This is a genomic window from Escherichia sp. MOD1-EC5990 (assembly GCF_002965285.1).
Lineage (GTDB): Bacteria > Pseudomonadota > Gammaproteobacteria > Enterobacterales > Enterobacteriaceae > Escherichia > Escherichia coli_F.
On record NZ_PTRV01000004.1, the window covers coordinates 124192 to 150250 of the forward strand.

30 protein-coding genes and 2 pseudogenes are annotated in these 26059 nt (G+C 38.1%); 21 read left to right on the forward strand and 11 right to left on the reverse strand.

Features of this window, described 5'->3' with window-relative positions:
- Positions 1 to 12: 12 nt before the first annotated feature.
- The 9 genes and pseudogenes from sctN to BEB42_RS06325 all read left to right on the forward strand — a co-directional run bounded on the left by sctN (position 13) and on the right by BEB42_RS06325 (position 6368).
- A complete protein-coding gene (gene sctN / locus BEB42_RS06290; protein WP_000734306.1) occupies positions 13 to 1305 on the forward strand; it encodes a type III secretion system ATPase SctN in 1293 nt (430 codons plus the stop codon).
- Positions 1295 to 1753 carry a type III secretion protein gene (locus BEB42_RS06295; RefSeq protein WP_001354951.1) on the forward strand — a complete coding sequence of 153 codons (459 nt, stop codon included), beginning with the start codon at positions 1295 to 1297 and terminating at the stop codon, positions 1751 to 1753. The genes sctN and BEB42_RS06295 overlap by 11 nt, the downstream gene beginning before the upstream one ends.
- Positions 1731 to 1961: pseudogene (locus BEB42_RS26665) on the forward strand (type III secretion system needle length determinant, SpaN/EivJ family); the annotation flags it as partial. The gene BEB42_RS06295 and the pseudogene BEB42_RS26665, both read left to right, overlap by 23 nt.
- A 297-nt stretch (positions 1962 to 2258) precedes the next feature.
- Positions 2259 to 2606 (forward strand): SpaN/EivJ family type III secretion system needle length determinant, encoded by a 348-nt coding sequence (locus tag BEB42_RS26670; RefSeq protein ID WP_236930386.1) that lies wholly within the window; start codon positions 2259 to 2261, stop codon positions 2604 to 2606.
- Positions 2566 to 3553, forward strand: a pseudogene (locus BEB42_RS06305) (YscQ/HrcQ family type III secretion apparatus protein). The gene BEB42_RS26670 and the pseudogene BEB42_RS06305 overlap by 41 nt, the downstream one beginning before the upstream one ends.
- Positions 3543 to 4208, forward strand: a complete 666-nt coding sequence (locus tag BEB42_RS06310; RefSeq protein WP_105267233.1) for an EscR/YscR/HrcR family type III secretion system export apparatus protein — start codon at positions 3543 to 3545, stop codon at positions 4206 to 4208. Before BEB42_RS06305 ends, BEB42_RS06310 begins: the two are co-directional and overlap by 11 nt.
- 9 nt (positions 4209 to 4217) lie before the next feature.
- Complete coding sequence (locus tag BEB42_RS06315; protein WP_000341004.1) at positions 4218 to 4478, forward strand: EscS/YscS/HrcS family type III secretion system export apparatus protein; 261 nt, start codon at positions 4218 to 4220, stop codon at positions 4476 to 4478.
- A 1-nt stretch (position 4479) separates the two neighbouring features.
- Positions 4480 to 5247, forward strand: a complete 768-nt coding sequence (gene sctT / locus BEB42_RS06320) for a type III secretion system export apparatus subunit SctT (RefSeq protein ID WP_000503296.1) — start codon at positions 4480 to 4482, stop codon at positions 5245 to 5247.
- Between the two features lie 8 nt (positions 5248 to 5255).
- Positions 5256 to 6368: an EscU/YscU/HrcU family type III secretion system export apparatus switch protein gene (locus tag BEB42_RS06325; RefSeq protein WP_105267234.1), complete on the forward strand. Its 1113-nt coding sequence runs from the start codon at positions 5256 to 5258 to the stop codon at positions 6366 to 6368.
- 69 nt (positions 6369 to 6437) lie between these two features.
- On the opposite strand, the gene BEB42_RS06330 is transcribed toward BEB42_RS06325, so the two are convergent.
- Together BEB42_RS06330 and BEB42_RS06335 are read right to left on the reverse strand one after the other, a co-directional pair.
- Positions 6438 to 6731, reverse strand: coding sequence for an invasion protein (locus tag BEB42_RS06330; protein ID WP_097336265.1), 294 nt, complete (start codon positions 6729 to 6731; stop codon positions 6438 to 6440).
- 1 nt (position 6732) lies between these two features.
- Positions 6733 to 7233, reverse strand: coding sequence for a helix-turn-helix transcriptional regulator (locus tag BEB42_RS06335; protein ID WP_001195865.1), 501 nt, complete (start codon positions 7231 to 7233; stop codon positions 6733 to 6735).
- A gap of 258 nt (positions 7234 to 7491) precedes the next feature.
- Here BEB42_RS06335 and BEB42_RS06340 point away from each other — a divergent pair, with 258 nt between their 5' ends.
- The 7 genes from BEB42_RS06340 (at position 7492) to BEB42_RS06375 (ending at position 12110) form a co-directional block, all read left to right on the forward strand.
- The gene (locus tag BEB42_RS06340; RefSeq protein ID WP_123058301.1) at positions 7492 to 8673 is read left to right on the forward strand and encodes a PrgH/EprH family type III secretion apparatus protein; all 1182 of its coding nucleotides are present in this window, start codon (positions 7492 to 7494) and stop codon (positions 8671 to 8673) included.
- A 13-nt stretch (positions 8674 to 8686) separates the two neighbouring features.
- Positions 8687 to 8926, forward strand: coding sequence for a type III secretion system needle complex protein (locus tag BEB42_RS06345; RefSeq protein ID WP_000796272.1), 240 nt, complete (start codon positions 8687 to 8689; stop codon positions 8924 to 8926).
- A gap of 19 nt (positions 8927 to 8945) precedes the next feature.
- Positions 8946 to 9278: a type III secretion system inner rod subunit SctI gene (gene sctI / locus BEB42_RS06350; protein WP_000116717.1), complete on the forward strand. Its 333-nt coding sequence runs from the start codon at positions 8946 to 8948 to the stop codon at positions 9276 to 9278.
- Positions 9275 to 10009, forward strand: coding sequence for an EscJ/YscJ/HrcJ family type III secretion inner membrane ring protein (locus BEB42_RS06355; protein ID WP_000875228.1), 735 nt, complete (start codon positions 9275 to 9277; stop codon positions 10007 to 10009). The genes sctI and BEB42_RS06355 overlap by 4 nt, the downstream gene beginning before the upstream one ends.
- A 15-nt stretch (positions 10010 to 10024) precedes the next feature.
- Entirely contained in the window at positions 10025 to 10606 is a 582-nt protein-coding gene (locus tag BEB42_RS06360; protein ID WP_001389479.1) for a type III secretion apparatus protein OrgA/MxiK, read from the forward strand.
- Positions 10548 to 11255 carry a hypothetical protein gene (locus tag BEB42_RS26195; protein ID WP_123058298.1) on the forward strand — a complete coding sequence of 236 codons (708 nt, stop codon included), beginning with the start codon at positions 10548 to 10550 and terminating at the stop codon, positions 11253 to 11255. The genes BEB42_RS06360 and BEB42_RS26195 overlap by 59 nt, the downstream gene beginning before the upstream one ends.
- 222 nt (positions 11256 to 11477) lie before the next feature.
- Positions 11478 to 12110, forward strand: coding sequence for a LuxR C-terminal-related transcriptional regulator (locus BEB42_RS06375; RefSeq protein WP_000516283.1), 633 nt, complete (start codon positions 11478 to 11480; stop codon positions 12108 to 12110).
- A 17-nt stretch (positions 12111 to 12127) separates the two neighbouring features.
- On the opposite strand, the gene BEB42_RS06380 is transcribed toward BEB42_RS06375, so the two are convergent.
- From BEB42_RS06380 to BEB42_RS06400, 5 genes are all read right to left on the reverse strand, one after another.
- Positions 12128 to 12631 (reverse strand): lytic transglycosylase domain-containing protein, encoded by a 504-nt coding sequence (locus BEB42_RS06380; protein WP_001239196.1) that lies wholly within the window; start codon positions 12629 to 12631, stop codon positions 12128 to 12130.
- 83 nt (positions 12632 to 12714) lie between these two features.
- The gene (locus BEB42_RS06385) at positions 12715 to 12933 is read right to left on the reverse strand and encodes a hypothetical protein (protein ID WP_105267236.1); all 219 of its coding nucleotides are present in this window, start codon (positions 12931 to 12933) and stop codon (positions 12715 to 12717) included.
- 166 nt (positions 12934 to 13099) lie between these two features.
- Positions 13100 to 14476 carry a HilA family transcriptional regulator YgeH gene (ygeH, locus tag BEB42_RS06390; protein ID WP_105267237.1) on the reverse strand — a complete coding sequence of 459 codons (1377 nt, stop codon included), beginning with the start codon at positions 14474 to 14476 and terminating at the stop codon, positions 13100 to 13102.
- Between the two features lie 334 nt (positions 14477 to 14810).
- Positions 14811 to 15302, reverse strand: a complete 492-nt coding sequence (locus BEB42_RS06395) for a tetratricopeptide repeat protein (RefSeq protein WP_000102383.1) — start codon at positions 15300 to 15302, stop codon at positions 14811 to 14813.
- A gap of 226 nt (positions 15303 to 15528) precedes the next feature.
- On the reverse strand, positions 15529 to 16020 hold the full coding sequence (locus tag BEB42_RS06400; protein ID WP_039020558.1) for a hypothetical protein: 492 nt from the start codon (positions 16018 to 16020) through the stop codon (positions 15529 to 15531).
- 430 nt (positions 16021 to 16450) lie between these two features.
- Here BEB42_RS06400 and yqeK point away from each other — a divergent pair, with 430 nt between their 5' ends.
- Entirely contained in the window at positions 16451 to 16876 is a 426-nt protein-coding gene (gene yqeK / locus BEB42_RS06410; RefSeq protein ID WP_000350603.1) for a protein YqeK, read from the forward strand.
- A gap of 148 nt (positions 16877 to 17024) precedes the next feature.
- On the opposite strand, the gene yqeJ is transcribed toward yqeK, so the two are convergent.
- The 4 genes from yqeJ to BEB42_RS06435 all read right to left on the reverse strand — a co-directional run bounded on the left by yqeJ (position 17025) and on the right by BEB42_RS06435 (position 20964).
- Positions 17025 to 17507 (reverse strand): protein YqeJ, encoded by a 483-nt coding sequence (gene yqeJ / locus BEB42_RS06420; protein WP_074497062.1) that lies wholly within the window; start codon positions 17505 to 17507, stop codon positions 17025 to 17027.
- On the reverse strand, positions 17500 to 18309 hold the full coding sequence (locus tag BEB42_RS06425; RefSeq protein ID WP_001352973.1) for a winged helix-turn-helix domain-containing protein: 810 nt from the start codon (positions 18307 to 18309) through the stop codon (positions 17500 to 17502). Before BEB42_RS06425 ends, yqeJ begins: the two co-directional genes overlap by 8 nt.
- 333 nt (positions 18310 to 18642) lie before the next feature.
- Positions 18643 to 19275 carry a helix-turn-helix transcriptional regulator gene (locus BEB42_RS06430; RefSeq protein ID WP_001305805.1) on the reverse strand — a complete coding sequence of 211 codons (633 nt, stop codon included), beginning with the start codon at positions 19273 to 19275 and terminating at the stop codon, positions 18643 to 18645.
- Between the two features lie 459 nt (positions 19276 to 19734).
- A complete protein-coding gene (locus BEB42_RS06435; RefSeq protein WP_000065947.1) occupies positions 19735 to 20964 on the reverse strand; it encodes an amino acid permease in 1230 nt (409 codons plus the stop codon).
- A 254-nt stretch (positions 20965 to 21218) separates the two neighbouring features.
- On the opposite strand from BEB42_RS06435, the gene BEB42_RS06440 reads away from it, so the two are divergent.
- From BEB42_RS06440 to araE, 4 genes are all read left to right on the forward strand, one after another.
- Positions 21219 to 22400 (forward strand): acetyl-CoA C-acetyltransferase, encoded by a 1182-nt coding sequence (locus tag BEB42_RS06440; RefSeq protein ID WP_000656039.1) that lies wholly within the window; start codon positions 21219 to 21221, stop codon positions 22398 to 22400.
- Positions 22401 to 22686: 286 nt separating this feature from the next.
- Positions 22687 to 23523: a 5-dehydro-4-deoxy-D-glucuronate isomerase gene (gene kduI / locus BEB42_RS06445; protein ID WP_000383251.1), complete on the forward strand. Its 837-nt coding sequence runs from the start codon at positions 22687 to 22689 to the stop codon at positions 23521 to 23523.
- A gap of 29 nt (positions 23524 to 23552) precedes the next feature.
- Positions 23553 to 24314, forward strand: a complete 762-nt coding sequence (kduD, locus tag BEB42_RS06450) for a 2-dehydro-3-deoxy-D-gluconate 5-dehydrogenase KduD (protein ID WP_000603526.1) — start codon at positions 23553 to 23555, stop codon at positions 24312 to 24314.
- Between the two features lie 314 nt (positions 24315 to 24628).
- A complete protein-coding gene (gene araE / locus BEB42_RS06455; RefSeq protein ID WP_000256438.1) occupies positions 24629 to 26047 on the forward strand; it encodes an arabinose-proton symporter AraE in 1419 nt (472 codons plus the stop codon).
- The last annotated feature ends 12 nt before the right edge of the window (positions 26048 to 26059 follow it).

Below are 26059 nucleotides of genomic sequence, written 5' to 3' on the forward strand. Positions count from 1 at the left end.
GAGCATGCTGGTATGAAAAAATTAAAACTATTAAATAAATACAGCTACTTACATAGCATAAACGGCTCGCTGATTGAAGCAGAGCTTGACGACGTTTCAGTGGGCGAAGTATGCGAAATTTATGCGAGCTGGCAAGCAATTGAACGTATAGCCAGGGCTCAGGTCGTTGGCTTTCGCAATGGAAAGACATTATTAAACCTTATAGGCAGCTCTGTGGGGCTTACACGTACTGCAGTATTGAAACCAACGGGAGAGCAGTTAACCATACAGATCAGTGATGCCTTTCTTGGTTCAGTTTTGAATGCTTCTGGTCAAATTATGGAAAGGTTTGTCCCGGTCACTCCAGGGGATAGGGGAAATTTACGCCTGATTGATGAACTGCCACCGTCGTATCAGGAACGTCGAGTTATTAATACACCACTAGAGACACGGATAAGAGTCATTGATGGCGTACTGACATGTGGCATTGGTCAACGTGTTGGGATTTTCGCATCGGCTGGCTGTGGCAAAACGGTTTTAATGCATATGCTTGTAAACAACACTGAAGCTGATGTGTTTGTTATTGGCTTGATTGGCGAACGTGGAAGGGAAGTTACGGAATGCGCGGAATCGCTGAAAAAATCAGTAAATGCAGCAAAATGTGTTTTGGTTTATGCCACCTCTGATTTTTCGTCAGTAGATCGGTGTAATGCCGCCCTGATGGCGACAACCGTGGCAGAATATTTTAGAGATCGAGGAAAGAGAGTTGTACTTTTTATCGACTCAATGACGCGCTATGCACGAGCACTACGCGATATGAAGCTGGCAGCGGGTGAACCACCTGCCAGACGTGGTTATCCTGCTTCTGTTTTTGACAGCTTACCTCGCTTACTGGAGAGACCGGGACCAACACTAAAAGGAAGTATTACTGCCTTTTATACCGTATTACTGGAGGGGGAGGATGAATCAGACCCACTGGGGGATGAAATTCGCTCAATCCTTGATGGCCATATCTATCTAAGTCGCAAACTCGCTGGGCAAGGTCATTATCCGGCAATAGATGTTCTAAAAAGTGTGAGTCGAGTATTTGGTCAGGTCACTGATGAAAAACACAGAGATAATGCTGCACGGGTAAGGAAGATCCTCACAACTTTGGAAGATCTACAGGTGTTTATTGATTTAGGGGAATATCGCGCTGGGCAAAATGCTGAAAATGATTTTGCTATGAATGCCCGGCCTAAACTCACAAATTGGTTAAAACAGTCAGTTAATGAAAAAATGCCAATGAGTGAAACGCTAAAAGAGCTTGAACGAATTGTTAAGTAAAGTTAATCGACTTATCAGAAGAACAGCGCAGAGCCTGGCTGCATGTGAAGCATCATTACAAAAGTTAAATGCAGAAAAAGAAAAGTTAGTCGAAAAGGAACGCCTGTATGATATGCAACTTAAAAACCTACAGTCACTGTTAGATATGAAGGAGTTACTCGGCGAAGTAGTATTTCGCCAGGATATATTTTACTCGTTACGTAAAGTTGCAGTCATTCAGCAGCAGATCGCTGAGATAAATCTTGAAAAGCAAAAAATAGCAGAGCGGCGAAAAATACTTAACAAGGAAATAGTTCAACAGCAAGCACAAAGAAAACACTGGTGGCTAAAAGGAGAAAAGTACGATCTACTAAAGAAGCGCATCAAAAAACAACTTTTAAATCAGATGCTTTATCAAGACGAGCTTGAACAGGAGGAGAAATATAATGGACGAAGTCAAGAAAATTGAACATTATAAAAATTTAAACACAGACACATCCGAGAATTCTGCTGCGTATTTAGACAGTTTCTTAAAGAAAAACAAAAAAAATAAAGAAATGAGTGAGATTGTTGCTGGATCCATTCTCCAGTTATTACGTCAGGCTCAGGATAGCCAATTCCCTACGTTTGGGAAAAAGAATGGGCAAATGAAGTCTATTGATAACAAATCGTCTCTCCAGGTTGACAGGAATTCATCTTTTTCTTTGCAAACCAATGGAATAGAGCAACTTTCTACAAAGAAAGTCCTCAATATGACTTCACGAGATCAGGGTGTTAATTCTGAACTATCTGATAAAACGATACAATTTAAGGGGGGGATCCATAATGGTATCCATACAGAAAACATCACGGTTAAAAACCACAGTAATAATAAAGAGCGTGAAAAAAAATATCGCGATGGAGACAAAAAAAATGGAGAGCAGGCCCATTTATTAGATATTACTAACGAAAGAAGGTTCGCTGATAACAAAACCATGTTTACTCAACATATCGAAAAGCAAAGGAATGTTCATACGCTCAATCAGAATGATATAAATAATTCTGTTAATAGTGCCAATGTACCCGAAAATGAATTGACATATCAGTTTCAGCGTTGGGGACAGAATCATACAGTTCGGATTCTGGAAAGTAGTGAAGGGATACGACTAAAACCATCAGACACGATTGTCTCCGACAGACTCCATGAAGCCCAACACAATAATGTTACAGCACAACGTTGGGTATTGACTGAGCAAGATGAACGACAAGGGCAACGACATCAGCCTCATGATGAGCAAGAAAATGAAGGTAAATTCGAAAACGATCAGAAGGACGAAAGTTAATGTTCGGTCTGAGAAAAGTAAATGGAAACACTCATTCCTTTGAAACCACTTTTCAAAACTGGAAAGAAAATGGTGAAGATGTTGCGTTATTAATGCCCGAATTTAGCGCCAAATGGCTACCGATAGCAGAAGAGAGCGGCAGCTGGTCTGGATGGGTATTACTTCGAGAAATATTTCCCTTAATTTCTGCCGAGCTCGCTGGGATGGCTTTAATGCCAGAAACGGAAAGGTTAATAGTGGAATGGCTCAGTTTATCTAGTACCCCGTTAAATCTAAAGTATCCTGAACTAAAATATAATCGTTTATGTGTAGGTAAAGTATTTGATGGAGTATTGAGTCCAGCTCAACCACTAATAAGAATATGGACAGGGGAATTAAATGTTTGGTTAGATAAAGTCACGGTCTGCCAATACGAAAACGCTCCAACGCTAGACAAAAAAACATTATATTGGCCCATTCATTTTGTAATTGGATTTAGTAAAACATGTTATAGAACCATTGTTGATATTGAAGTTGGTGATGTTTTATTAATTTCAGATAATTTTGCTTATGCGGTTATTTATAATACAAAGATTTGTGATCTGATTTATCCAGAGGAGTTAAAAATGGCTGATCATTTTGAGTACGAGGAAGATTTTGAAACAGATGACTTTGATATCAAAAAAAGCGAAATCGAGATTAATGATGAAAATGACTATCAGCAGATTAATAGTTTTGAAGACTTGCCTGTAAAAATTGAGTTTGTTCTTGGAAAGAAAATAATGAATCTATATGAAATAGACGATCTTTGTGCAAAAAGAATTATATCTTTGCTTCCTGAAGCTGAGAAAAATATAGAGATACGTGTAAATGGCGCGCTAACTGGCTATGGCGAACTTGTTGAAGTGGATGATAAATTGGGCGTAGAAATTCATTCTTGGTTATCAGGGAATAATAATGTCAAATAGCATTTCGCTGATAGCGATATTATCATTATTTACACTATTACCGTTTATAATAGCATCCGGGACATGTTTTATTAAATTCTCGATTGTTTTTGTTATTGTCCGAAACGCACTGGGACTTCAGCAAGTGCCATCAAATATGACACTTAATGGGGTAGCTTTGCTATTGTCAATGTTTGTAATGATGCCGGTTGGGAAGGAAATATATAATAACAGTCAGAATGAGAATCTTTCATTCAATAATATAGCGTCGGTTGTTAATTTTGTTGAGACAGGCATGAGTGGTTATAAATCATATTTGATAAAATATTCTGAGCCGGAGTTGGTTAGCTTTTTTGAAAAGATTCAGAAGGTGAATAGTTCTGAAGACAATGAAGAGATAATCGATGATGAGAATATTTCAATTTTCTCGTTACTCCCGGCATATGCGTTGAGTGAGATAAAAAGTGCATTTATTATAGGTTTCTATATCTATTTACCCTTTGTTGTAGTTGATCTGGTTATATCCAGCGTTCTGTTAACGTTAGGTATGATGATGATGAGTCCGGTAACCATATCTACACCGATAAAATTAATTCTGTTTGTCGCGATGGACGGTTGGACAATGTTATCGAAAGGACTCATTTTACAATATTTTGACCTATCCATTAATCCCTGAGGAAAAAATATGGACGACATTGTTTTTGCGGGGAATAGGGCGCTGTATCTGATTTTAGTTATGTCTGCAGGACCTATTGCAGTTGCGACATTTGTTGGTTTATTGGTAGGGCTTTTTCAAACGGTAACACAGTTGCAAGAACAGACGTTGCCATTTGGCGTCAAATTATTGTGCGTAAGTATTTGCTTTTTTTTAATGAGCGGATGGTATGGTGAAAAATTATATTCGTTTGGTATCGAAATGCTTAATTTAGCATTCGCGAGAGGATAGCATGGGGGAGGCGATACTCTATCAGTTGCATAGTCTGCTGGCTGCTACAGCGCTCGGTTTTTGCCGATTGGCACCAACTTTCTATTTGTTACCATTTTTCGCCAGTGGGAATATACCAACAGTAGTCCGCCATCCAATAATAATAGTGGTATCATGTGCATTAGTTCAGCATTACCACTATGAATTATCTACCCTAAATGAAATAGATATCGCTTTGTTTGCTGCCAGAGAAATTATCATAGGGTTGTTTATTGCTTGCTTATTAGCATCCCCATTTTGGATTTTCCTTGCTATAGGCAGCTTTATCGATAACCAACGTGGTGCAACGTTAAGTAGTACTTTGGATCCGGCTACAGGTGTCGATACATCGGAATTAGCAAGATTATTTAACCTTTTCTCTGCAGCAGTTTATCTTACTAACGGTGGATTGAACTTTATTCTGGAGACTCTATGGCAAAGTTATAACTTATGGCCTTCAGGAAATTTTAATTTTCCTAAATTAGAGCCTTTATTCTCATATATTAATAATATAATGACTCATACTATCGTTTACGCAAGCCCCGTGATTGCGGTTATGCTGGGCGGTGAAGCTGTCCTGGGATTGCTGGCACGCTATGCTTCACAACTAAATGCTTTTGCCATCTCACTGACTGTCAAAAGTGCGCTGGCATTTTTAATATTAATTATTTATTTTGGCCCAATACTGGCTGAACGAGTTATGCCGTTATCCTTTTTTCCAGAACAATTGCAATTATACATTGATAAATAGAGTGTTTCATGGCAAATAAAACTGAAAAGCCAACACAAAAGAAACTCCAGGATGCTTCTAAAAAGGGGCAAATTCTAAAAAGTAGAGACTTAACAGTCTCTGTAATAATGCTTGTGGGCACTTTATATCTCGGATATGTATTTGATGTGCATCATATTATGTCGATTCTTGAATACATCCTTGATCATAACGCTAAACCGGATACTTGGGACTATTTTAAAGCTATGGGGATAGGTTGGTTGAAAACGATCATTCCTTTTTTGCTGGTTTGCATGTTTACAACAATACTTGTCTCATGGTTTCAAAGTAAAATGCAATTAGCAACTGAAGCTATTAAGTTTAAGTTTGATTCATTAAATCCAGTAAATGGCTTAAAACGTATATTTGGCTTAAAAACCGTAAAAGAATTTGTCAAAGCAATACTTTATATTATTTTTTTTGCATTGGCGATCAAAGTATTTTGGAGTAACCATAAATCACTGCTTTTTAAAACTCTTGATGGAGATATCATATCTTTATTATCAGATTGGGGAGAGATGCTATTCCTTCTCATACTATATTGTCTCGGCAGTATGATAATTGTTCTAATATTTGATTTTATCGCTGAGTATTTTTTATTTATGAAAGATATGAAAATGGATAAACAAGAAGTTAAAAGAGAATACAAGGAACAAGAAGGAAATCCAGAAATTAAGTCTAAACGCAGAGAACGCCATCAAGAAATTCTGTCAGAGCAATTGAAATCTGATGTCAGTAATAGCCGTCTGATGATTGCTAACCCTACGCACATTGCCATAGGGATATACTTTAAGCCACATCTGTCACCTATACCATTGATTTCTGTAAGAGAAACTAATGAGGTTGCATTAGCCGTAAGGAAATATGCAAAAGAAATCGGAATACCAATTATTACAGATAAAAAATTAGCACGAAAAATTTATGCTACCCATCGTCGCTACGATTATGTTAGCTTCGAAAATATAGATGAGATCTTGCGTCTTCTGCTGTGGCTTGAAGATGTGGAGAATGCTGGACAACCTATTCCAGATGAACTGCTCCCCTCAGAAGATAAATTCAAAGAAGGTGAAGACACAAAAAGTGAGAATAAAGACAATAATTAAAAAAATTAAACATCTATCATCGTCGGAAATTTATAAGAATCTACACGCAAAAAGCGTGTAGATTCTTATTTAATGTGTTAAACGATCTTGCGAAATGACAAGCAATTGATACATACTCATCTCTTTATAAGCTGGAACAGTCGTAACCTGTGCAAATTCGCGATATAGTTTCTGCTCTAGTTCTGCTGATGATATATATTCCGGGTGTTCGCTAAAGAACTGTCTTGCATCTACTATCGCTTGAGATTCGCCACTTCTTTTATTCTGAGTATCCTTTAATGAATTTTCTATGGTGCATGCAGAGAGCAACGATATCAGTGCGACAGTTATTATGATTTTACTATTATATCTTACTAATGACATATCAACTTTCTCTTATGCAAGATTGGAGTTTAAAATAATGTTTATCCCATTCACAGAGTGCTATAAACAACTCAACAGTACCTTTTATGTTAAGTTTATTTAGGGCTCTTATTTTGTGATATGATACTGTTTTATAATCAATTCCTTTGATAATGGCTATTTGTTTTAACGAATAAGAAACACATAACCGCAGGATATCTATCTCATCATGGGTAAGTGGTTCTTGAGTGGAATACACATTTTGTGTATGAAGATTCGAAACCAGGAAATGCGTTAAATCAGATAATGTAATATTCTTATTGATCCTGATGAAATTGTTGCTCAAAAGGGTGTTTACAGGTTCTGTATTTGGTTTGAGATTTCGATGTTGGTGCTCATCAATAACAACGAACGAATGTCCAAGATCAACCAACGCAACCAAATCGCTGTAATATTCCTTTTGGGATGCTAATAATGCATTAGTGCCTACAGTGAAGTAGACATCACTGGAAAAGACTTGCATATGCCAACCTGCACTCTAAAATCATTTAGGGTAAATATTACGTGTAAAATTTAAAATAATGGTAATTGTTATATTTGCATATCAATGAGGGAATAGGGTGAATACCTTAAATTGCAAATAAAGTTATGTATGTAGGCATTTAAAATGGTTCTCGAAAATTATAATCTTTTTATTGTGTGTCATCATAATTTGGTCATGAAATTTCCGTCTTGTTACACTACTCTAAACTAGAGCTTATGGAATTAGCGGGTGGTATTCATGGGAAATAATGATAAATTCTTATCACAAGACTTATTGGAATCTTATGCCATTCGTTTATTGAGCGGACCATTGAATGGATGCGAGTATGAAATACTTAATGGGCGTGTACTCGTTATCGTTGGTAATGATGTTTCGTTAGGAAGAAGTGATTCTTTTTCTGAGTTACCAGAGAATACGATAGTCATTCCTTATGGAGAGCTTACAGGCAGTTTTGAGGTAATAATCACTACCGACCCTGATCTGGTTGTAACAATCAGAGAATTAACAGCACAAGAACCTGAAGATAGAACGTTAACATTGAATCAGCAAATAGAAGTTTTAGGCCTCAAATTTGCTGTAAAAGGAAAAAATGAAGTTTGGCAGTATTCAATACCAGGTATTGTTGAAAATAACATTACTTCAACAAGACAACATTTCTTAAGTAGTACGCTGTTTAAATATGTAACGCTATTTTTTCTTTTTGCTATCATTTTTATAGCTTTTTATATTGTTAATGCCAGTAATGATCCGCAGCTGAGACATATCGATAAAATTCTTGTAAACAAAAATAGAAATTATGAAATTTTATATGGTAGGGATCATGTCATCTATATCAATACCAATAGTTTGGATGAAGCTGTCTGGGTCAAACAAGCACTGGAAAAAAATCAACCAGGAAAGCCAGTACGGGTGATAAATCCTGATGATGAATCGATACGAATTTTTTCATGGCTTGCTGATAATTTCCCAGATCTACAATATTTTAAACTACAGCTATTAGATGCCAGTAATTCAAGACTGACAGTGAGTAAGCAACGGAATGCTATCACACAGCAACTAATCGATAATCTTATTAAAGGATTACTGCAAACTATGCCATATGCCAGCAATATAAGTATTGCGGTATTAGATGATAATGTATTGGAAAGTCAGGCAATTGAAACATTGTCGGCAATAGGTCTTTCTTATGAAAAATATAAAACAGCTAACAATGTATATTTCAATATCATTGGTACGTTAAGCGACAGTGAATTAAATAAAATTAATAATTATGTTGACGAATATTATAAACAATGGGGTAAACAATATGTAAGATTTAATGTGAATTTGAAAAATCAGGACACAAATAATAGTTCATTTAGCTACGGAGATAACCGATTCGAGAAGTCTCAAGGTAGCAAGTGGACATTTCAGGAATAATTGAGGAGGACTTATGGCAGATTGGAATGGTTATATTATGGATATCAGCAAACAATTTGATCAGGGCGTTGATGATCTTAACCAACAAGTTGAAAAGGCGTTGGAGGATTTAGCAACCAATCCTTCCGACCCGAAATTCCTTGCCGAATATCAGAGTGCATTAGCTGAGTATACATTATATCGAAATGCGCAATCTAACGTTGTAAAAGCGTATAAAGATCTTGATTCGGCAATCATACAAAACTTCCGCTAAACTGGATAAGGATTTTATTATGTCAGTAAGCAATATGCCACCTATTGATAGAGCTGAGCAATCAACTGCTCATGAAATACAGCAAGCGAAAGTTATTGATTTAAATGACCGGGTTCTCAATCTTGATAACCCGGATGATAAAATGATCTCCGCTTTTGCTAACTATGCGGTACAAACTGAAAATTGGCAGCAAAATGCGTTACAAGCATTAAGGTCTGATAAGAAGGGGTTAACTCCTGAAAAATTATTAGTCTTGCAGGATCATGTGCTTAATTATAATGTCGAGGTTTCATTGGTGGGAACATTAGCAAGAAAAATTGTCGCTGCAGTTGAGACGTTGACTCGCTCATGAAATATATATCATTATTCTTGTTTATCCTGCTGTTGTGCGGTTGCAAGCAGCAGGAATTACTGAACCATCTTGATCAACAGCAAGCTAATGATGTCCTTGCTGTTTTACAAAGACATAATATTAATGCTGAGAAGAAGGATCAAGGCAAAACTGGATTTTCAATCTATGTAGAACCAACGGATTTTGCTTCTGCGGTGGATTGGCTAAAAATCTACAATCTCCCGGGTAAGCCTGATATTCAAATATCGCAGATGTTCCCTGCAGATGCACTCGTTTCCTCTCCACGAGCGGAAAAAGCAAGATTGTATTCTGCTATTGAACAGCGTTTAGAGCAATCTCTCAAAATTATGGATGGCATTGTTTCTTCAAGAGTACATGTTAGTTACGATGTTGATACAGGTGATAGTGGCAAAACTGCTTTACCAATTCATATTTCTGTACTTGCTGTATATGAAAAAGATATCAATCCAGAAATAAAAATAAATGACATTAAGAGATTTATTGTTAATAGCTTTGCAAGCGTACAATATGAGAATATTTCAGTCGTATTGTCAAAACGAAGAGATATTATTGAACAAGCACCAACATATGAAATTAACGAACCTGTTTTTGCTTATGATAAGACTATGCCGGTTTCTATCTTACTTGCATTAATGTCCATTGCGACTTGCTGGCTGTTATGGAAGTACAGGGCTATTCTAACTAATTTAATCAGGTTAAAAAATAAGTAGACATATGAGAACGTTATGAATCTTGCCCTAAGAAAGATTATATATGATCCAATTAGTTATATTCATCCTCAACGAGTAAGTTTGAATAATGCACGTATTAGCAATCCGGTACTTAGATCTATTACCAATGAAATGATACTCCTACAGTACAATCTTTCAGTTGAGCATTTCAGTCTGAATAGTTCACTTATTTACTACATAAACAATTGGAAATTATTTCCATTGATCTGTTTACTCAGTGGTTGTCACTTTTATCGAGAAAGGTTTGCAGAACGGGGATTTTTTTACAAGGTTCCTGATGTGCTAAGGAATTATTTATCAGCGATACCGGTGGAAATAAATGAAAAGGCACGATATAAACCTGGCATCGTTAACTATCAGAATATCATCACATGTGGTTTTTCAACGTTGTTGCCCTATGTAAGGCAACAACCGTTGGCAATGCAGCAACGATTTAATTTATTATTTCCTGATTTTGTTGACCACATACAATTGCCGTTACCACTTGCGTCTACTCTTTTGGAGAGAATTACATTTTATGCGAAAAAAAATAGAGATGAGCTTGATAAACTCTCCTGCAAATGGTGTTGTGATTAAAAGAATAATTTCTGATGGATTGAAAGAAATAGTCTCTCTAAAAGAACAGATCCTTCTTGAAACCACCGCAAAAATTCAGAGTATTGAGGAAAAGAGAGAAGAAAAAGTTATTCAAGGTTATTATGATGGCTATGCGAAAGGCATTATTGATGTGATGGATAATTTTATACCCTTGATAAGTTTGCTGAGCTCAGAATTAGAAAAAAACAGAATAAACATGATAAACGATCTGAAGAGCATATTGTTAAAATCTTCAGAGGAAGTTGAAGTTTTTATCAAACTTTTTGAAAGTTGGGTAACAAAATTACCGTCAATATCAGGCCCTTTAAATCTCTATATACCTACCAGTTTCAAAGATAAGTCTATTGAAGTAGAGTCATATTTTGTCGACAAGTCAATATGGAATGTCCATATTTCATATCATGATGACAAACGTTTTATTTTTTTTACAGATCAATTTATTGCTGAATTTAGTCCGCAGGAATTTGTGGATAATTGTGAGCAATATTTAATTAGCAATCACTGTTTTTCCCCTGATAAGGTTAATGAAATCTGTGAACATGCCAGACATTATTTAGTTGAAAGAATGTGTGAAATAGATTCTTTGGCTATGAATAACTCTGATTTGACGAACCCAGAGGACTTATAGATCACTGTCTCCGGTTTAATGACTTGAATATAATCTAATTCTAATATTTTAAACGCCTAATGATTTTTCAACACTGGTCTTATTTTGCTTACACAAAAATTTTATTTTTAATTATATTTCATTATTATTTCATCAATGTATTCTTTGGATTTTGCTTATAATAATAATGGAAGGGATGATTATAAATGAATGCGTTATAGCATTTACACTCAGGATGAATATATGGGAAAGATTAAAATTGTAGTTTCAGATCAGCAGCCGTTTATGATTGATGGGATAATTGGATTTCTCGGACATTATCCCGATTTATATGAGGTTGTTGGGGGCTATAAAGATCTGAAGAAAGCTATAGCGGAGTGTAACAAATCTGCAGCCCAAATATTTATTTTAGGAGAATTTGCAGGTGGAATGATGGGGTCCGAACTCATAAAATGGGTTAAATCGCATAAAATAGATGCTCATATTATTACATTTGTAGCAAAAATGCCGTATATTGATTCAATAAAATTGCTTGAAGCCGGTGCGAAAGGATGCGTATGGAAAACCAGTCACCCGGCGAAACTAAATCGCGCTATTGATTCGATTAGTAATGGTTACACTTATTTTGATAGTGTACATATGGATTGTGAAAAAATATCTTCAAGATATTCCTCTGATAATCAACTTACAAATCGTGAGTCTGAAATACTACAACTCATAGCTGATGGAAAAACAAACAAAGAAATCGCTAATTTCTTGCAGTTAAGCAGGAAAACAGTCGAAACTCATAGACTCAATATCATGAAGAAATTAGATGTTCACAGTGGTATCGAGTTGATCAAAACAGCTTTACGTATGGGTGTTTGCACTATATAAAAAAAGAGGCTTTAGGCTCATTTTGCTAAAGCCTTACGCTTGTCTATTTCATTAAGTCTGGTATATACAACATATATTTTTTTTGCATATTGCAGCCTCTTTTTTTGGTTTTCCATTGCAAAACCCGCGTTATAAGTCCCCAGACATTGCCACGTTACCCCACAACGTGAAAAATGATTATATAAAATCTCGGTCCCTATTTTAATGTTCAGACAGGGGTTATCTAACAAATCTCGTTCATCTTTTATTATTCCACGTTTTTTTAACATGGGAATGTGCATCTGGTTTATCTGCATTAAACCATAATCAAAACTCTTTATATTGTTTTTTTTATCCCTGTTCTTGCCGATGCTATCATTTTTTAGATTACTTTCAACAAGAGCGATAGCTTTGATCAAATTTGGTTCGATTCTGAAAATTGATCCTGCTTCATTAAAGCAAGCGCTACTGGCGAAAGACATTTTTGTAATTAATATAGAAAATATGAAGATGGATAAGATTTTAACTTTGGGTAAGCGCATATATTTTTATGTGTAGGATTGAAGGAAAGGAACGAGATACTAATATAATCAGTATCTCGTTAAACATTTAAGTGGTCAATTGTCTACCATTCCAGTTCATAGTAAGGAGAGATAGGATTATCTTTCGAATACATATCATTTTGAAAAGATGCCATCCATGTTGAAACTATAAATGCTTGTATTTGATCTGTATCAGTAGCACTGGTGGTGATGTGTTTATCTAATGAAACTACGTCATCACCCGTTGCAGTTGCTATATTTAAACTTTGAGAAAAATTATTCATATTGATTGGATTAGTCATAAAGTTCCCTTTTTATTTGTCCAGGCCAATAGCCTATACACAATACTTTTTAATCTAGAGTATTTGATATATATTGCAATAAGGTAAATATCTTAGATATTTTCATCTCTGTTGTTTAAATAACTAGTTGCATACATCTAAACAATAAAATTGCGACAATAAAGATTTATCGCATACAAATTCTCGTCAGTTGCTTTAGTTTCAAAATGTTGTCAATTATAACTCGATGGCTTTCACTCGAAGTTTCTTTATAGTAGAGTTTCATGTTGCTTTTGAGCGGGTTAGGCACATACATATCTACACACTCTTTTATCACAACTGCTTTTCGTCTTCTGGGTTCGAGTTGTAGTGATTTGTCTATACAAATCCTTGCCTCTTCAATTCTTTCATTATGAAAGTTGACAAGTGCTCTATAGTAGTAGAGAGAGGCTATATCAGTTGTGTGTATCTTAGCCTGTTCAAATAAGATATGAGATACTTTTGCTTGTCCAGACAGGCCAGTTATCAGTCCCATAATAGCTAAAATTTTTCCATCGACATTGGTTATTTCTGATACATAATGTAAAAGCTCTAATGCTTTTTGAGCAGCAAGTTCAAGTTCATATTTTCCATGAAGTGCCAAAGACATATGGCATTCCGCTAGCAGACAATAACATTCTGTTTTTAGCGTCTGTATATCACTTTTATTTTGCAATCCATCAAATATAGTCATAGCCCTGTAAATGCTTTCAGGAGTAAACTCGTAAAGTTCTTTCTTACCAGCCAACAGTTCATCTGATAAATAATGATTCTTGTAACCTTGATCCGGTTTAGCTAATCTTTCAGAACGCTCTGGATTATGTACTGTTTGAAGGATATTATCTATAATAAATTGTGATGTGTTATGTAGTTCATCAACAGGAAGATGATTACTGGCGATGAGGAAAAGATTTTTAGCGTCGATCAGTTCAATGTATAAAGTTTTCACCGCGTTATTCTGGTTTATTCTTCCTGTAACGAAATAATCTGGCTTGAATCTTCTCAAAAATGAATTTTGCGATATGTGATCATTACAAAAATTTGTCGCAGCCATCGGATAGGTATAAAGGCCCTCGATTTTTTTATTTGAAATGTTTTGCACTAATTCCTGATTAAGTATTAATGGAACCAGGGTATTCAATGAAGTGGTGAAAGGAAATATAGCTATGGAATAGTCTGAAGTGTTATCTTCATTTATTCTAGTTTTGAAAACCTGTCCACTGAAACGATAACCTTTCCGGTAGATTGTTTCTATGCAACGATCATAGCCAATTTTTTCAAAAATGCAGCGCAAAGAATAGATACATCTTGTCAGGGACTCGTCACTTACAATAATATTTTTCCATACTGATTCGATGATCATATCTTTCAGGACAACATGACCAGCGGATTCAAGTAATACGATCAATACTCCTAACTCTTTCGGTGGAATATAAATTTGCTCATTTCCTTGAGTAAGAATTCCATCTTCCGTGAGCGTTAATCCCTCAAGAAAATGATATGAGAATTTATTTTCTAAGTCCATTAGTTAACCTCTATGAAAAAATTGGTTTCTTGCATCCTGCATAAGCAATAGAAATAGTGGCTATTCATATTTATGTGTCATTAATGCTATAGGAGTTTACATTCGACATATCTATGGTTGTGTTCACTAATTTATCTTAGGAATTCAGTGATGTAATCTGAAATAGCCTTATTCAATTTTGATAAAATAGATTGTTCTCTAACGCGTTGAAAAATAATAATTTATAGTGTGTTCTTAATTGTTTTAAGATGTTGATTTAAGAAAACATAAGAGAAGCTGGTCATAGTGGTTAACTGCACTATAACCAGCAATTTTAACCAAAAGATTGTAATGCTTAGCCATTATCTTCTGAATTATCAGTTAAGAGTTCAATATATGCCTGCGCTTTGCTCTTAACACTTTCATCCTCACAATTGTTAATAATATGATAGAAACATTGCATTGCGTTATCGATATTTTTAGCCCCAATTTGACATTGACCCATACGATAAATAACTGAATAGTCATCATACGGGGAGTAATTGTAACTTAGTTTGTAAAGGTCATATGCTTGTTGATATTTCTTTTTTGACTGGCATACTGATGCAAAACCTTTTAGATATTCATGATTTTCGAACGCATAAATGCACAGAAATTTATAATAAATTTCTGCGTCCGTTATATTACCTTTTTCATGGTAGTCGAATGCATATGCATATATTCTATCAAGGATATCAGGAGTCAATCCATGTAGTAATGCCAGATTTTCTCCTTGTGATAATGCGTGTTTTAGTTGACTTGCCCATTCATCACTGTTATTGAATATTTCAAGTGTATCTGTGCTCATAATATTCCTCTGTGATGTGTTTCGTGATGCTAAATTATTATTGATTGACTCATTAATTTTTATGTATTTATCTTTTTTGAATTATGAGTTTTAAGCTTGCATTGCTTATGGGTATATTGGTTCATTATTAGTAAAAATACTGACCACTATAAACCAATAATGTCATTAGTTGTTGTGCTAATATTCACCTTATTAGTTATCTTATTTACGATATTTCATAAATGCCTTAATATGCATGACCTTGATTCATATTATCAATTTCCATTTTTTCGATGAAAATTAAAAAGGGGATTTTTGCGAAGGGTAGTAAGTCGTCTGGTTTTTTTTCTTTATTATGTCTGATGACGAGGGGGGATAGTACGTCGGTGCATATAGTAGAGAATTTATTCAGGTCTAAATTATTCTCTATTTTGGCCAATTTTATGAGTTCATTTGTAGCCATACTCATTAAATCATCTGTTATCGGAAATTTATATATGCTCATAGCAGATAATATTGCTTGCTGAATTATTTCTTCAGAAATATCCGCTATCTTTATTGACAAATCATGTGTTAGATATTTTCCTCCAAGAGATTCTTGTTCAATATAATTTAAACCAGACCTCATCGTAATTTTAACTGGATTCACGAATTTCTCTTCATTTTTCTTATTTTTGTTCTCCTGATCAGGAACTAATGGTTGCAGTGGTAGGCTATTATTAATATTTCGTGGCTTCATTTTACATTTCTCTCATTTGATTAGAGCAAAATCCGAATTCGCAGCTTCTGATAATGTCAAATATCACCTTTTCTAATGCTTTATTCTATCAAAAATCGCTCATTTTTACTTTTTTTACCATAATGTTACTTAGTAGCATCGGCAATTTACATAACTTACATGTTGTTTTTTATATCCTGAAAAAACAGATAGATAGTGTGCACACTCGAAATGATATTGGTAACATAAATAGCTTTATTCGTGACAAACATCTCAAAAGATTTCCTTTTATTATTTTTGAAATTCATTTGATCAAGGTTATCACCTTATGGAGACGTTACGTAGAATGACTATATTTGTTATCGGCACATTAGGGGTATTAAATTTAGTATTGATGGAAGGTGATTATTGAAAAGTAACATCGAGTCACGGTAAAAATGTGAGGTATATAATGGACATTGAGTTTTCGCAGATTCATGAAATGGTCTATATGCATGATATTGTAAATTCGGACTCGAAAAAGAAACCAAGGATTCCGTTAAAAAAATTCCTTAATGCTGAGAAGGTTCTCACGCAAACAACATCATGGGCACTAAATTCAAGATATGTGAATGTTAATTCTGTCAGTAAAGTCAACGTAAAGAGTAAAGTTAAAAACAGTTATATCTCACGATCTGTCAATGATGAGTTTAGTTTAACAGATGATGAAATCAATTCTTTTAAAGAAACGTTAGTCCTTTCCTCTATTGATTCACTAAGTAAACTGGTTCTTAATAATCCTCTTTCTGTATTGTTTACATCGACTGTACGAAGGAATAATAATAGAGCTAAGATGAATGTTGAGTTCGACTCATGGATTTGCACCAGATGTTGTTGATACATGATATTTTACATTGCAAGGTGATGTCTAAAATGAAAGATATTGATCAAAACTTTGATGCTTTATACTGGCATATACTACAAGCATATTTAATTTTATTGTTTTATGATTAACGAGGTTCCATCTTTTTGTTATCTATTTAAGTTTACCTTGCACAATGCATGATTGCTCTGTTACCAATACTCAAAATAAAAGCATGCTTACCTTGCTTTATTATATTATAGCTTACACTTTTTTCTGGAAAGACATAAAAATCAGGAATAAGTTCTGCAAGTCTATCATCATCGACTTGATCCATGATCTCAAATTTATTAACTTTCTTTGATGTTAAATGGGCTGTGTCATAGTTTTCAATCCATGTGTATTCAATATTTCGCCGTATTGATTTACTTTCTCTGTTACCTTGTTGCCAGGTTCCGCTCAACGCAACAGTTCCTGTTTTATTTTTTTGGTTATACATAAAGTCGATGGTAAGATTTGCTCGCCCCTTGTCATTAAAAATTACCCAATTTGCAGTGCATGTTTCATTATATGTCATTTTTTCTGCAGTATAAGAGTAAACAATGAAGAGAATAAACCCACTGATGAAAACTAAAATAAATAATAAGTTTTTTTTATAATCAATCACGATTAACCTCACGGTAAGACAGGGTTAAACAGCCTGCCACTTCATGTTGGTTATAGTTTTTATTGCATGCCATAACAATCATCCTTGGTGAAGATTTTGCAAGAGGGAAGTATAACCACGGATATTTTTTACAGTTAATCCCCGAATCCAGTATCCGTGTCTTATATTTATCGAACTCTTTCAACCCATCAATTGTATCTTCTGTCACATTAAAATGGCAGCCATTAATTTCCGCAACAGTCTTGTAATCCTTGAAGAATGGCTTCGGTTGATTATTATTCCATAGCCAATGTGCAGAATATACGCCTATAGCAAATATGCTCAACATAATTAGATAACTTTTTATATGTTTGAGGATTTTGTTATTGAAATTGTTTGCGCTACCAATGCTCTCTTTGTACTCCGCATTACCTTTTACGGCAGGTGGGGTATTGTGTGTATGTGCGTCTGTTGAAGAGTTTATTGCATGATTTTGTATGTTAATGTCATTATGAATCTTGAATCCTCTTCTCGGCACGGTTGCAATAAGCGAGTGGGTGGTATCACCAACAGCGCGAAATCCGCGTCTGATAATGGATATGTTCTGATATAACGTGTTAGTTGGCACACGCATACCTTCTTCTTCCCAGACTCTGGTGAAAAAATCTTGTTGTGCAACCACATCAGGAAAAGCTTCAAGTAGAAGTGATAAACAACGACTGGCTGGCGTTGTCAGAACGACGTTAAGATCGGCGTTATGTACCGATATTAATTTTCGGTGCTCAGGCCAGAACTCGATATTATCGTTAATAATCCAGTACATACGTCAATAGACACTAAATCAATCGAAATGGAAATCACATAGTTTGCTAAGTATATTGGTATTTACGGCATAAATATATATTAATTTTATATTTATCATAATGATTGAAATGAGGCTTTAATGTCGCAACGTAAAACTTTACGTAAATTAACATGATTAACATTTACGCCACTATTGTTTGTAAATTCATATTTCGTAATGCTTCTGAATTTTTCGTGTGATGGTTTTAAATACCATGTTGTTTACTATTGGGGTTACTGCTTATTTATAAAATACGGGCATTTCAATAGATGCCCGTATAAGCAGAGTATGATTCTGGCAGATTGTTGAGTATCAATGTTGGACCGAATGTGAACGAATAAATAACTCGTTTATTTTACCACCCATTCTCTTTTCGATTCGTTGCTTGTACGCGTAGATGCTACGGATATCCATATCCAGAACTTCAGCAATCTGATATGGATTATAACCAGAAACCATATACCCCATTATGGTGAATTCCATCTGAGTTAATGTGTTGCCTCTGGTAAATGATAAATAACGACCAATAAATAGTTGTCTGATCTTTTCATTGGCAACATCAAGACCATCATCATTATATATGACAGCAGATATTGCAGAGTTGTGTTTTCGCCAGTAGTTAGCTAACGATTGCATATTGCGGTCGCTGACTAAAACAATCCCCATGTCAGTACTTGCAAGATAGTCAATCCAGTCTTTTTCAAGGAATAGACGTAAAAAACTTACTGAAAAATCGACAAAAATATATCCGCTTAATCTCGCATTGTGGTTTTTTGTTAAGATACCTTCCACCACACCACGATTAAAATATGAACTTTCTTCGGGCCACATACAAAAACACGAGTTTGCGCAATACTGCAAACGCGGTGACTCTTCTGGCATTATTTGGCAATGCATTGAGCAACTATTGCATGTAAGACTTTTATAACGACTACAAAGCCCCATGTTAAGAACCTCCCTATCCGTATATAATTGCATAATTTCATTGGTTATTGATGATGTCAATACACCATGATTTTGTAATTTTGCTGGGAAAAATTGCGATTAATCTGTATTTGCTATAATTCTGAGTAAGGCATTTAAAAATGCATTTCTCGTTATCAAATATGATTATGTTTCACTGATTTAATCTTGCATGGTTGAGAACGGTTCAGATAACTATCTCATGGTATAAGAATATCTATATCGCAAATTGTTTTTGAATGACCAGAAGATATCTTGCGAATCTAAGTTATGCATCTTAAATAGTCTTATTTAAGATGTTCAGATCTCTTTGTGTGTTTAACTAACTGATAATACTAGGATATGACGAGAGAAGTGATAGAGCGGAATAATAACAAATGAACATTATGAAAACTGGAATGGTTCAAAATTGTAGCAATTTTGAACCATTCACAACGGATATTAGCTAAAGAACATTACCGATACGCACAGGATACCCACGATCAGCGTAATCAGATTTCCGATGGAACGCCAGGGTTTAAGCGCCGGGATGAGATATGTTGACAGCGTAGGCATGATGAAAAGTATCATGGCAATGAGCGGGCCGCTGATCGCGTAAATCATCGAAATCGCGTTCGGGTTAATGCAACAAACAAAGAAGGTAATGAGCGATACCAACATAATTGATAGTGCGCGGTTAAATGCACGACTTTTCTTTACACCAACCTGCTGTAGTGTTGTTTTGACGACCTCCGTGGCACCTTCAATAACGCCAAAGTACGTACCCAGGAATGATTTCGACATCGCAACTACTGCGACAATAATCCCGGAAATTGACAACCATGCTGGGGCGTTCGGCAGCATAGAAAGCGCCGATAAAATGGTAACCCCTTCTTCTTTAGCCGCTTCAATATACGAAGGTGGAATAGAAAGCAGGCAGCTAAAGACAAAGAACAGTACACTTATGCAGATGATGAGATAAGCGACTTTCATAATTTTTTTGCATTTATCCATAGCGTGTTCGCCATATTTTTCACGTCTGTCTATGGCAAACGTAGAAATAATGGGCGTATGGCTAAAGGCGAAAACCATCACGGGAATCGATATCCATATCTGGTGAAGGGTATTCTGATTGAACTCTACCTGGGTAGTTAATAGATCAGGTTGCCAACTACCGACCAGGTAAATAGATAGAAATAGGAAATAGGCAATCAATGGGAATACCAAAAATCCCATTACCCGAATAGTGGCATGGCGTCCCATCAGAAAAATGAGATTCAGGATTAATACAACACCCAGACTCACCAACATACGGATGCGAAGATCAATAACCATATGCTTTGCCAGCTGTTCCGTAAGTGAGTTGGTAATTGCCACGGCATATATCAACACGACGACAAAAAAGGCGATGAAGTACAGCGTGGTAATCAGATTACCAATCTTCTTGCCATAGTAGTGTGTTACCGCGCCCGTTATCCCTTCACCTGCTGATGTTTTTGATGAGAGGATGAATTGGCATAAGGCTTTATGTGGCCAATATGTTAAAGGCCAGGCGACCAGAGCAGTAATAAACAGGACCACAGCCCCTGCCGAACCTAACTGAATAGGAAGGAAGAGCGTGCCTGCACCAACGGCTGTGCCGTAGAGCGCGAAACTCCACAGAGTTTCTTCTTTTGACCAAATATTAGACATTATCTGAACGTATCATCTACAAATTAAACAAAATGGAGGGCAATTTACCATAAACCAGGTTAAGTATGGGAGATTAACGCCCTTTCTACCTCTCTATTGGTGGGTTAGTGGTTGCAAACCTTACGTGCCAGTTATGTCTCTGAGTGCTGGTCAGGCGTATTTCCTTTGTGATAAAAATCACTTTTTTTAAACAATTAAGATAACTGTAATTAACAATCATTTACTATTGCACTGTTAATTGGTGCGAGGTTGTGATGAAAGACGTTGTGATTGTCGGGGCGTTACGGACACCTATCGGCTGTTTTCGTGGTGCGTTAGCGGGTCATTCCGCCGTGGAACTTGGCAGCCTGGTCGTGAAAGCGTTAATAGAACGTACCGGTGTTTCTGCATATGCGGTGGATGAAGTGATTCTTGGTCAGGTGTTGACTGCAGGGGCAGGGCAAAATCCGGCAAGGCAATCGGCTATTAAAGGTGGTCTTCCTAACAGCGTTTCTGCAATCACTATTAATGACGTTTGCGGTTCCGGGCTTAAAGCACTGCATCTGGCTACTCAGGCGATCCAGTGTGGCGAGGCGGATATTGTCATCGCCGGTGGCCAGGAAAACATGAGCCGCGCACCACACGTTCTTACAGATAGCCGCACCGGTGCACAGCTTGGCAATAGCCAGTTGGTTGATAGTCTGGTGCATGACGGCTTGTGGGATGCCTTCAATGATTATCATATTGGTGTCACCGCCGAAAATCTGGCTCGCGAATATGGCATCAGCCGTCAGTTGCAGGATGCTTACGCACTTAGCTCGCAACAAAAAGCGCGAGCGGCGATTGACGCCGGACGATTTAAAGATGAAATCGTCCCGGTAATGACCCAAAGTAACGGTCAGGCGTTGGTTGTTGATACCGATGAACAGCCACGCACTGACGCCAGTGCAGAAGGCTTGGCCCGTTTAAATCCTTCATTTGATAGTCTCGGTTCTGTGACAGCGGGTAATGCATCATCCATAAACGATGGCGCAGCTGCGGTAATGATGATGAGCGAAGCCAAAGCGCGAGCGTTGAATTTACCCGTGCTTGCCCGCATTCGCGCATTTGCCAGCGTTGGTGTAGATCCGGCATTAATGGGAATTGCGCCGGTGTATGCGACACGCCGTTGCCTGGAACGTGTCGGCTGGCAGTTGGCTGATGTCGATCTTATTGAGGCTAATGAAGCGTTTGCTGCTCAGGCGCTTTCGGTTGGCAAGATGCTTGAATGGGATGAGCGTCGGGTCAATGTTAATGGTGGCGCGATCGCGCTCGGTCACCCAATAGGCGCGTCCGGTTGCCGAATCCTGGTTTCTCTGGTTCATGAAATGGTGAAACGTAATGCCCGCAAAGGACTGGCTACGCTTTGTATCGGCGGGGGCCAGGGCGTGGCATTGACCATTGAACGTGACGAATAGCTCTGCATTTCCTCCTTACCGATAAATATCAGCCGTCATTAATCTGTTGAATAATGGTGGCTGGCGAGTCGACATACATTTTCAGGGCTCCCTGATTTTTCCATTCTCATGACATATTCGTGATCGACACTGCACTTTTTTCAGTCCTTACCTTAAAAATGAAACATTGTTTTATTTTTAATTGAAAACCCTATCCTGTGGGCATATCATCTCCTTATAGAGAAAACGAAACAGCGTTTCACTATCGTTTTCTATTTTCACGCTTCACTGATTATCGGAGGTTGATGTGGACGTAAGACAGAGCATCCACAGTGCGCATGCAAAAACGCTGGATACCCAGGGGTTGCGCAATGAATTTTTGGTTGAAAAGGTATTTGTCGCCGATGAGTACACCATGGTTTACAGCCACATTGACCGTATTATTGTTGGCGGCATTATGCCGGTAACTAAAACGGTTTCCGTTGGCGGGGAAGTTGGTAAACAACTCGGGGTAAGCTATTTCCTGGAACGTCGCGAGCTAGGTGTTATCAATATTGGCGGTGCCGGTACGATTACCGTCGATGGTCAATGCTATGAAATCGGTCACCGCGAAGCCCTGTATGTTGGTAAAGGCGCAAAAGAAGTTGTCTTTGCCAGTATTGATACCGCTACTCCGGCGAAGTTTTATTACAATTGCGCACCTGCGCATACGACGTATCCCACCAAAAAAGTCACACCGGACGAAGTATCTCCAGTCACGTTAGGCGATAACCTCACCAGCAACCGTCGCACGATTAACAAATATTTTGTCCCGGATGTGCTGGAAACCTGCCAATTGAGTATGGGGCTGACGGAGCTGGCTCCGGGTAACTTGTGGAACACCATGCCGTGTCACACCCACGAGCGCCGGATGGAAGTTTATTTCTATTTCAATATGGATGATGACGCCTGCGTTTTCCACATGATGGGGCAGCCGCAAGAAACGCGTCATATTGTGATGCATAACGAGCAGGCGGTGATCTCCCCGAGCTGGTCGATCCATTCCGGTGTCGGAACCAAAGCTTATACCTTTATCTGGGGCATGGTCGGTGAAAACCAGGTCTTTGATGATATGGACCATGTGGCCGTTAAAGATTTGCGCTAGTTGTGGGCATAAACGAATAAGGTATTGTTATGATTTTAAGTGCATTTTCTCTCGAAGGTAAAGTTGCGGTCGTCACTGGTTGTGATACTGGACTGGGTCAGGGGATGGCGTTGGGGCTGGCGCAAGCGGGCTGTGACATTGTTGGCATTAACATCGTTGAACCGACTGAAACCATCAAGCAGGTCACGGCGCTGGGGCGTCGTTTTTTAAGCCTGACCGCCGATCTGCGAAAGATTGATGGTATTCCTGGACTGCTGGATCGCGCGGTAGCTGAGTTTGGTCATATTGATATCCTGGTGAATAACGCCGGATTGATTCGGCGCGAAGATGCTCTCGAGTTCAGCGAAAAAGACTGGGACGATGTCATGAACCTGAATATCAAGAGCGTATTCTTCATGTCTCAGGCAGCGGCGAAACACTTTATCGCACAAGGCAATGGCGGCAAGATTATCAATATCGCGTCAATGCTCTCCTTCCAGGGAGGGATCCGTGTGCCTTCTTATACCGCATCAAAAAGCGGTGTGATGGGCGTGACGCGATTGATGGCGAATGAATGGGCTAAACACAACATTAATGTTAATGCGATAGCTCCGGGTTACATGGCGACCAACAATACTCAACAACTACGGGCAGATGAACAACGTAGCGCGGAAATTCTCGACCGCATTCCAGCTGGCCGTTGGGGACTGCCGAGTGACCTGATGGGGCCGGTAGTGTTTCTTGCCTCCAGTGCTTCAGATTATGTGAATGGTTATACCATTGCCGTGGATGGCGGTTGGCTGGCTCGTTAATCCATTCTTCTTACTTTTATGACCCTGCCGCATGGCAGGTTTTTTTATACCTGTAGATCATCATAATCCATATCATGGTTATGAAATAATCCATATCAATTATCAATTAGTGAACTTTATGAATTTTATCTGCTTTAAAATTAGTTGGTTAATAATAATCTCAATAATTCAACTTAATTTGAAAATTGGAATATCCATCACATAACGACATGTCGCAGCAATTTAATCCATATTTATGCTATTTCCGACCTGACACCTGTGTGAATTGTTCACGTATTTTTTCACTATGTCTTACTCTCTGCTGGCAGGAAAAAATGGTTACTATCAATACGGAATCTGCTTTAACGCCACGTTCTTTGCGGGATACGCGGCGTATGAATATGTTTGTTTCGGTAGCTGCTGCGGTCGCAGGATTGTTATTTGGTCTTGATATCGGCGTAATCGCCGGAGCCTTGCCGTTCATTACCGATCACTTTGTGCTGACCAGCCGTTTGCAGGAATGGGTGGTCAGTAGCATGATGCTCGGCGCAGCAATTGGTGCGCTGTTTAATGGGTGGCTGTCGTTCCGCCTGGGGCGTAAATACAGCCTGATGGCGGGGGCTATCCTTTTTGTGCTCGGTTCGATAGGGTCCGCTTTTGCGACCAGCGTAGAGATGTTAATCGCCGCTCGTGTGGTGCTGGGCATTGCTGTCGGGATCGCGTCTTACACCGCTCCTCTGTATCTTTCTGAAATGGCAAGTGAAAACGTTCGCGGTAAGATGATCAGTATGTACCAGTTGATGGTCACACTCGGCATCGTGCTGGCGTTTTTATCCGATACAGCGTTCAGTTATAGCGGTAACTGGCGCGCAATGTTGGGGGTTCTTGCTTTACCAGCAGTCCTGCTGATTATTCTGGTGGTCTTCCTGCCAAATAGCCCGCGCTGGCTGGCGGAAAAGGGGCGTCATATTGAGGCGGAAGAAGTGTTGCGTATGCTGCGCGATACGTCGGAAAAAGCGCGAGAAGAACTCAACGAAATTCGTGAAAGCCTGAAGTTAAAACAGGGCGGTTGGGCACTGTTTAAGATCAACCGTAACGTCCGTCGTGCTGTGTTTCTCGGTATGTTGTTGCAGGCGATGCAGCAGTTTACCGGTATGAACATCATCATGTACTACGCGCCGCGTATCTTCAAAATGGCGGGCTTTACGACCACAGAACAACAGATGATTGCGACTCTGGTCGTAGGGCTGACCTTTATGTTCGCCACCTTCATTGCGGTCTTTACGGTAGATAAAGCAGGGCGTAAACCGGCTCTGAAAATTGGTTTCAGCGTGATGGCGTTAGGCACTCTGGTGCTGGGCTATTGCCTGATGCAGTTTGATAACGGTACGGCTTCCAGTGGCTTGTCCTGGCTCTCTGTTGGCATGACGATGATGTGTATTGCCGGTTATGCGATGAGCGCCGCGCCAGTGGTGTGGATCTTGTGCTCTGAAATTCAGCCGCTGAAATGCCGCGATTTTGGCATCACCTGCTCAACGACGACAAACTGGGTGTCGAATATGATTATCGGCGCGACCTTCCTGACACTGCTTGATAGCATTGGCGCTGCCGGTACGTTCTGGCTCTACACTGCGCTGAACATTGCGTTTGTGGGCATCACTTTCTGGCTCATTCCGGAAACCAAAAATGTCACGCTGGAACATATCGAACGCAAACTGATGGCAGGCGAAAAGTTGAGAAATATCGGCGTCTGATTTCACGGGCCG

Bases quoted from the DNA above. Each gene is read 5' to 3' on its own strand.
- sctN (WP_000734306.1), top strand. From the start codon at position 13: ATGAAAAAATTAAAACTATTAAATAAATACAGCTACTTACATAGCATA.
- BEB42_RS26670 (WP_236930386.1), top strand. From the start codon at position 2,259: ATGTTTACTCAACATATCGAAAAGCAAAGGAATGTTCATACGCTCAAT.
- BEB42_RS06310 (WP_105267233.1), top strand. From the start codon at position 3,543: ATGTCAAATAGCATTTCGCTGATAGCGATATTATCATTATTTACACTA.
- BEB42_RS06315 (WP_000341004.1), top strand. From the start codon at position 4,218: ATGGACGACATTGTTTTTGCGGGGAATAGGGCGCTGTATCTGATTTTA.
- sctT (WP_000503296.1), top strand. From the start codon at position 4,480: ATGGGGGAGGCGATACTCTATCAGTTGCATAGTCTGCTGGCTGCTACA.
- BEB42_RS06325 (WP_105267234.1), top strand. From the start codon at position 5,256: ATGGCAAATAAAACTGAAAAGCCAACACAAAAGAAACTCCAGGATGCT.
- BEB42_RS06330 (WP_097336265.1), bottom strand. From the start codon at position 6,731: ATGTCATTAGTAAGATATAATAGTAAAATCATAATAACTGTCGCACTG.
- BEB42_RS06335 (WP_001195865.1), bottom strand. From the start codon at position 7,233: ATGCAAGTCTTTTCCAGTGATGTCTACTTCACTGTAGGCACTAATGCA.
- BEB42_RS06340 (WP_123058301.1), top strand. From the start codon at position 7,492: ATGGGAAATAATGATAAATTCTTATCACAAGACTTATTGGAATCTTAT.
- BEB42_RS06345 (WP_000796272.1), top strand. From the start codon at position 8,687: ATGGCAGATTGGAATGGTTATATTATGGATATCAGCAAACAATTTGAT.
- sctI (WP_000116717.1), top strand. From the start codon at position 8,946: ATGTCAGTAAGCAATATGCCACCTATTGATAGAGCTGAGCAATCAACT.
- BEB42_RS06355 (WP_000875228.1), top strand. From the start codon at position 9,275: ATGAAATATATATCATTATTCTTGTTTATCCTGCTGTTGTGCGGTTGC.
- BEB42_RS06360 (WP_001389479.1), top strand. From the start codon at position 10,025: ATGAATCTTGCCCTAAGAAAGATTATATATGATCCAATTAGTTATATT.
- BEB42_RS26195 (WP_123058298.1), top strand. From the start codon at position 10,548: ATGCGAAAAAAAATAGAGATGAGCTTGATAAACTCTCCTGCAAATGGT.
- BEB42_RS06375 (WP_000516283.1), top strand. From the start codon at position 11,478: ATGGGAAAGATTAAAATTGTAGTTTCAGATCAGCAGCCGTTTATGATT.
- BEB42_RS06380 (WP_001239196.1), bottom strand. From the start codon at position 12,631: ATGCGCTTACCCAAAGTTAAAATCTTATCCATCTTCATATTTTCTATA.
- BEB42_RS06385 (WP_105267236.1), bottom strand. From the start codon at position 12,933: ATGACTAATCCAATCAATATGAATAATTTTTCTCAAAGTTTAAATATA.
- ygeH (WP_105267237.1), bottom strand. From the start codon at position 14,476: ATGGACTTAGAAAATAAATTCTCATATCATTTTCTTGAGGGATTAACG.
- BEB42_RS06395 (WP_000102383.1), bottom strand. From the start codon at position 15,302: ATGAGCACAGATACACTTGAAATATTCAATAACAGTGATGAATGGGCA.
- BEB42_RS06400 (WP_039020558.1), bottom strand. From the start codon at position 16,020: ATGAAGCCACGAAATATTAATAATAGCCTACCACTGCAACCATTAGTT.
- yqeK (WP_000350603.1), top strand. From the start codon at position 16,451: ATGGACATTGAGTTTTCGCAGATTCATGAAATGGTCTATATGCATGAT.
- BEB42_RS06425 (WP_001352973.1), bottom strand. From the start codon at position 18,309: ATGTACTGGATTATTAACGATAATATCGAGTTCTGGCCTGAGCACCGA.
- BEB42_RS06430 (WP_001305805.1), bottom strand. From the start codon at position 19,275: ATGGGGCTTTGTAGTCGTTATAAAAGTCTTACATGCAATAGTTGCTCA.
- BEB42_RS06435 (WP_000065947.1), bottom strand. From the start codon at position 20,964: ATGTCTAATATTTGGTCAAAAGAAGAAACTCTGTGGAGTTTCGCGCTC.
- BEB42_RS06440 (WP_000656039.1), top strand. From the start codon at position 21,219: ATGAAAGACGTTGTGATTGTCGGGGCGTTACGGACACCTATCGGCTGT.
- kduD (WP_000603526.1), top strand. From the start codon at position 23,553: ATGATTTTAAGTGCATTTTCTCTCGAAGGTAAAGTTGCGGTCGTCACT.
- araE (WP_000256438.1), top strand. From the start codon at position 24,629: ATGGTTACTATCAATACGGAATCTGCTTTAACGCCACGTTCTTTGCGG.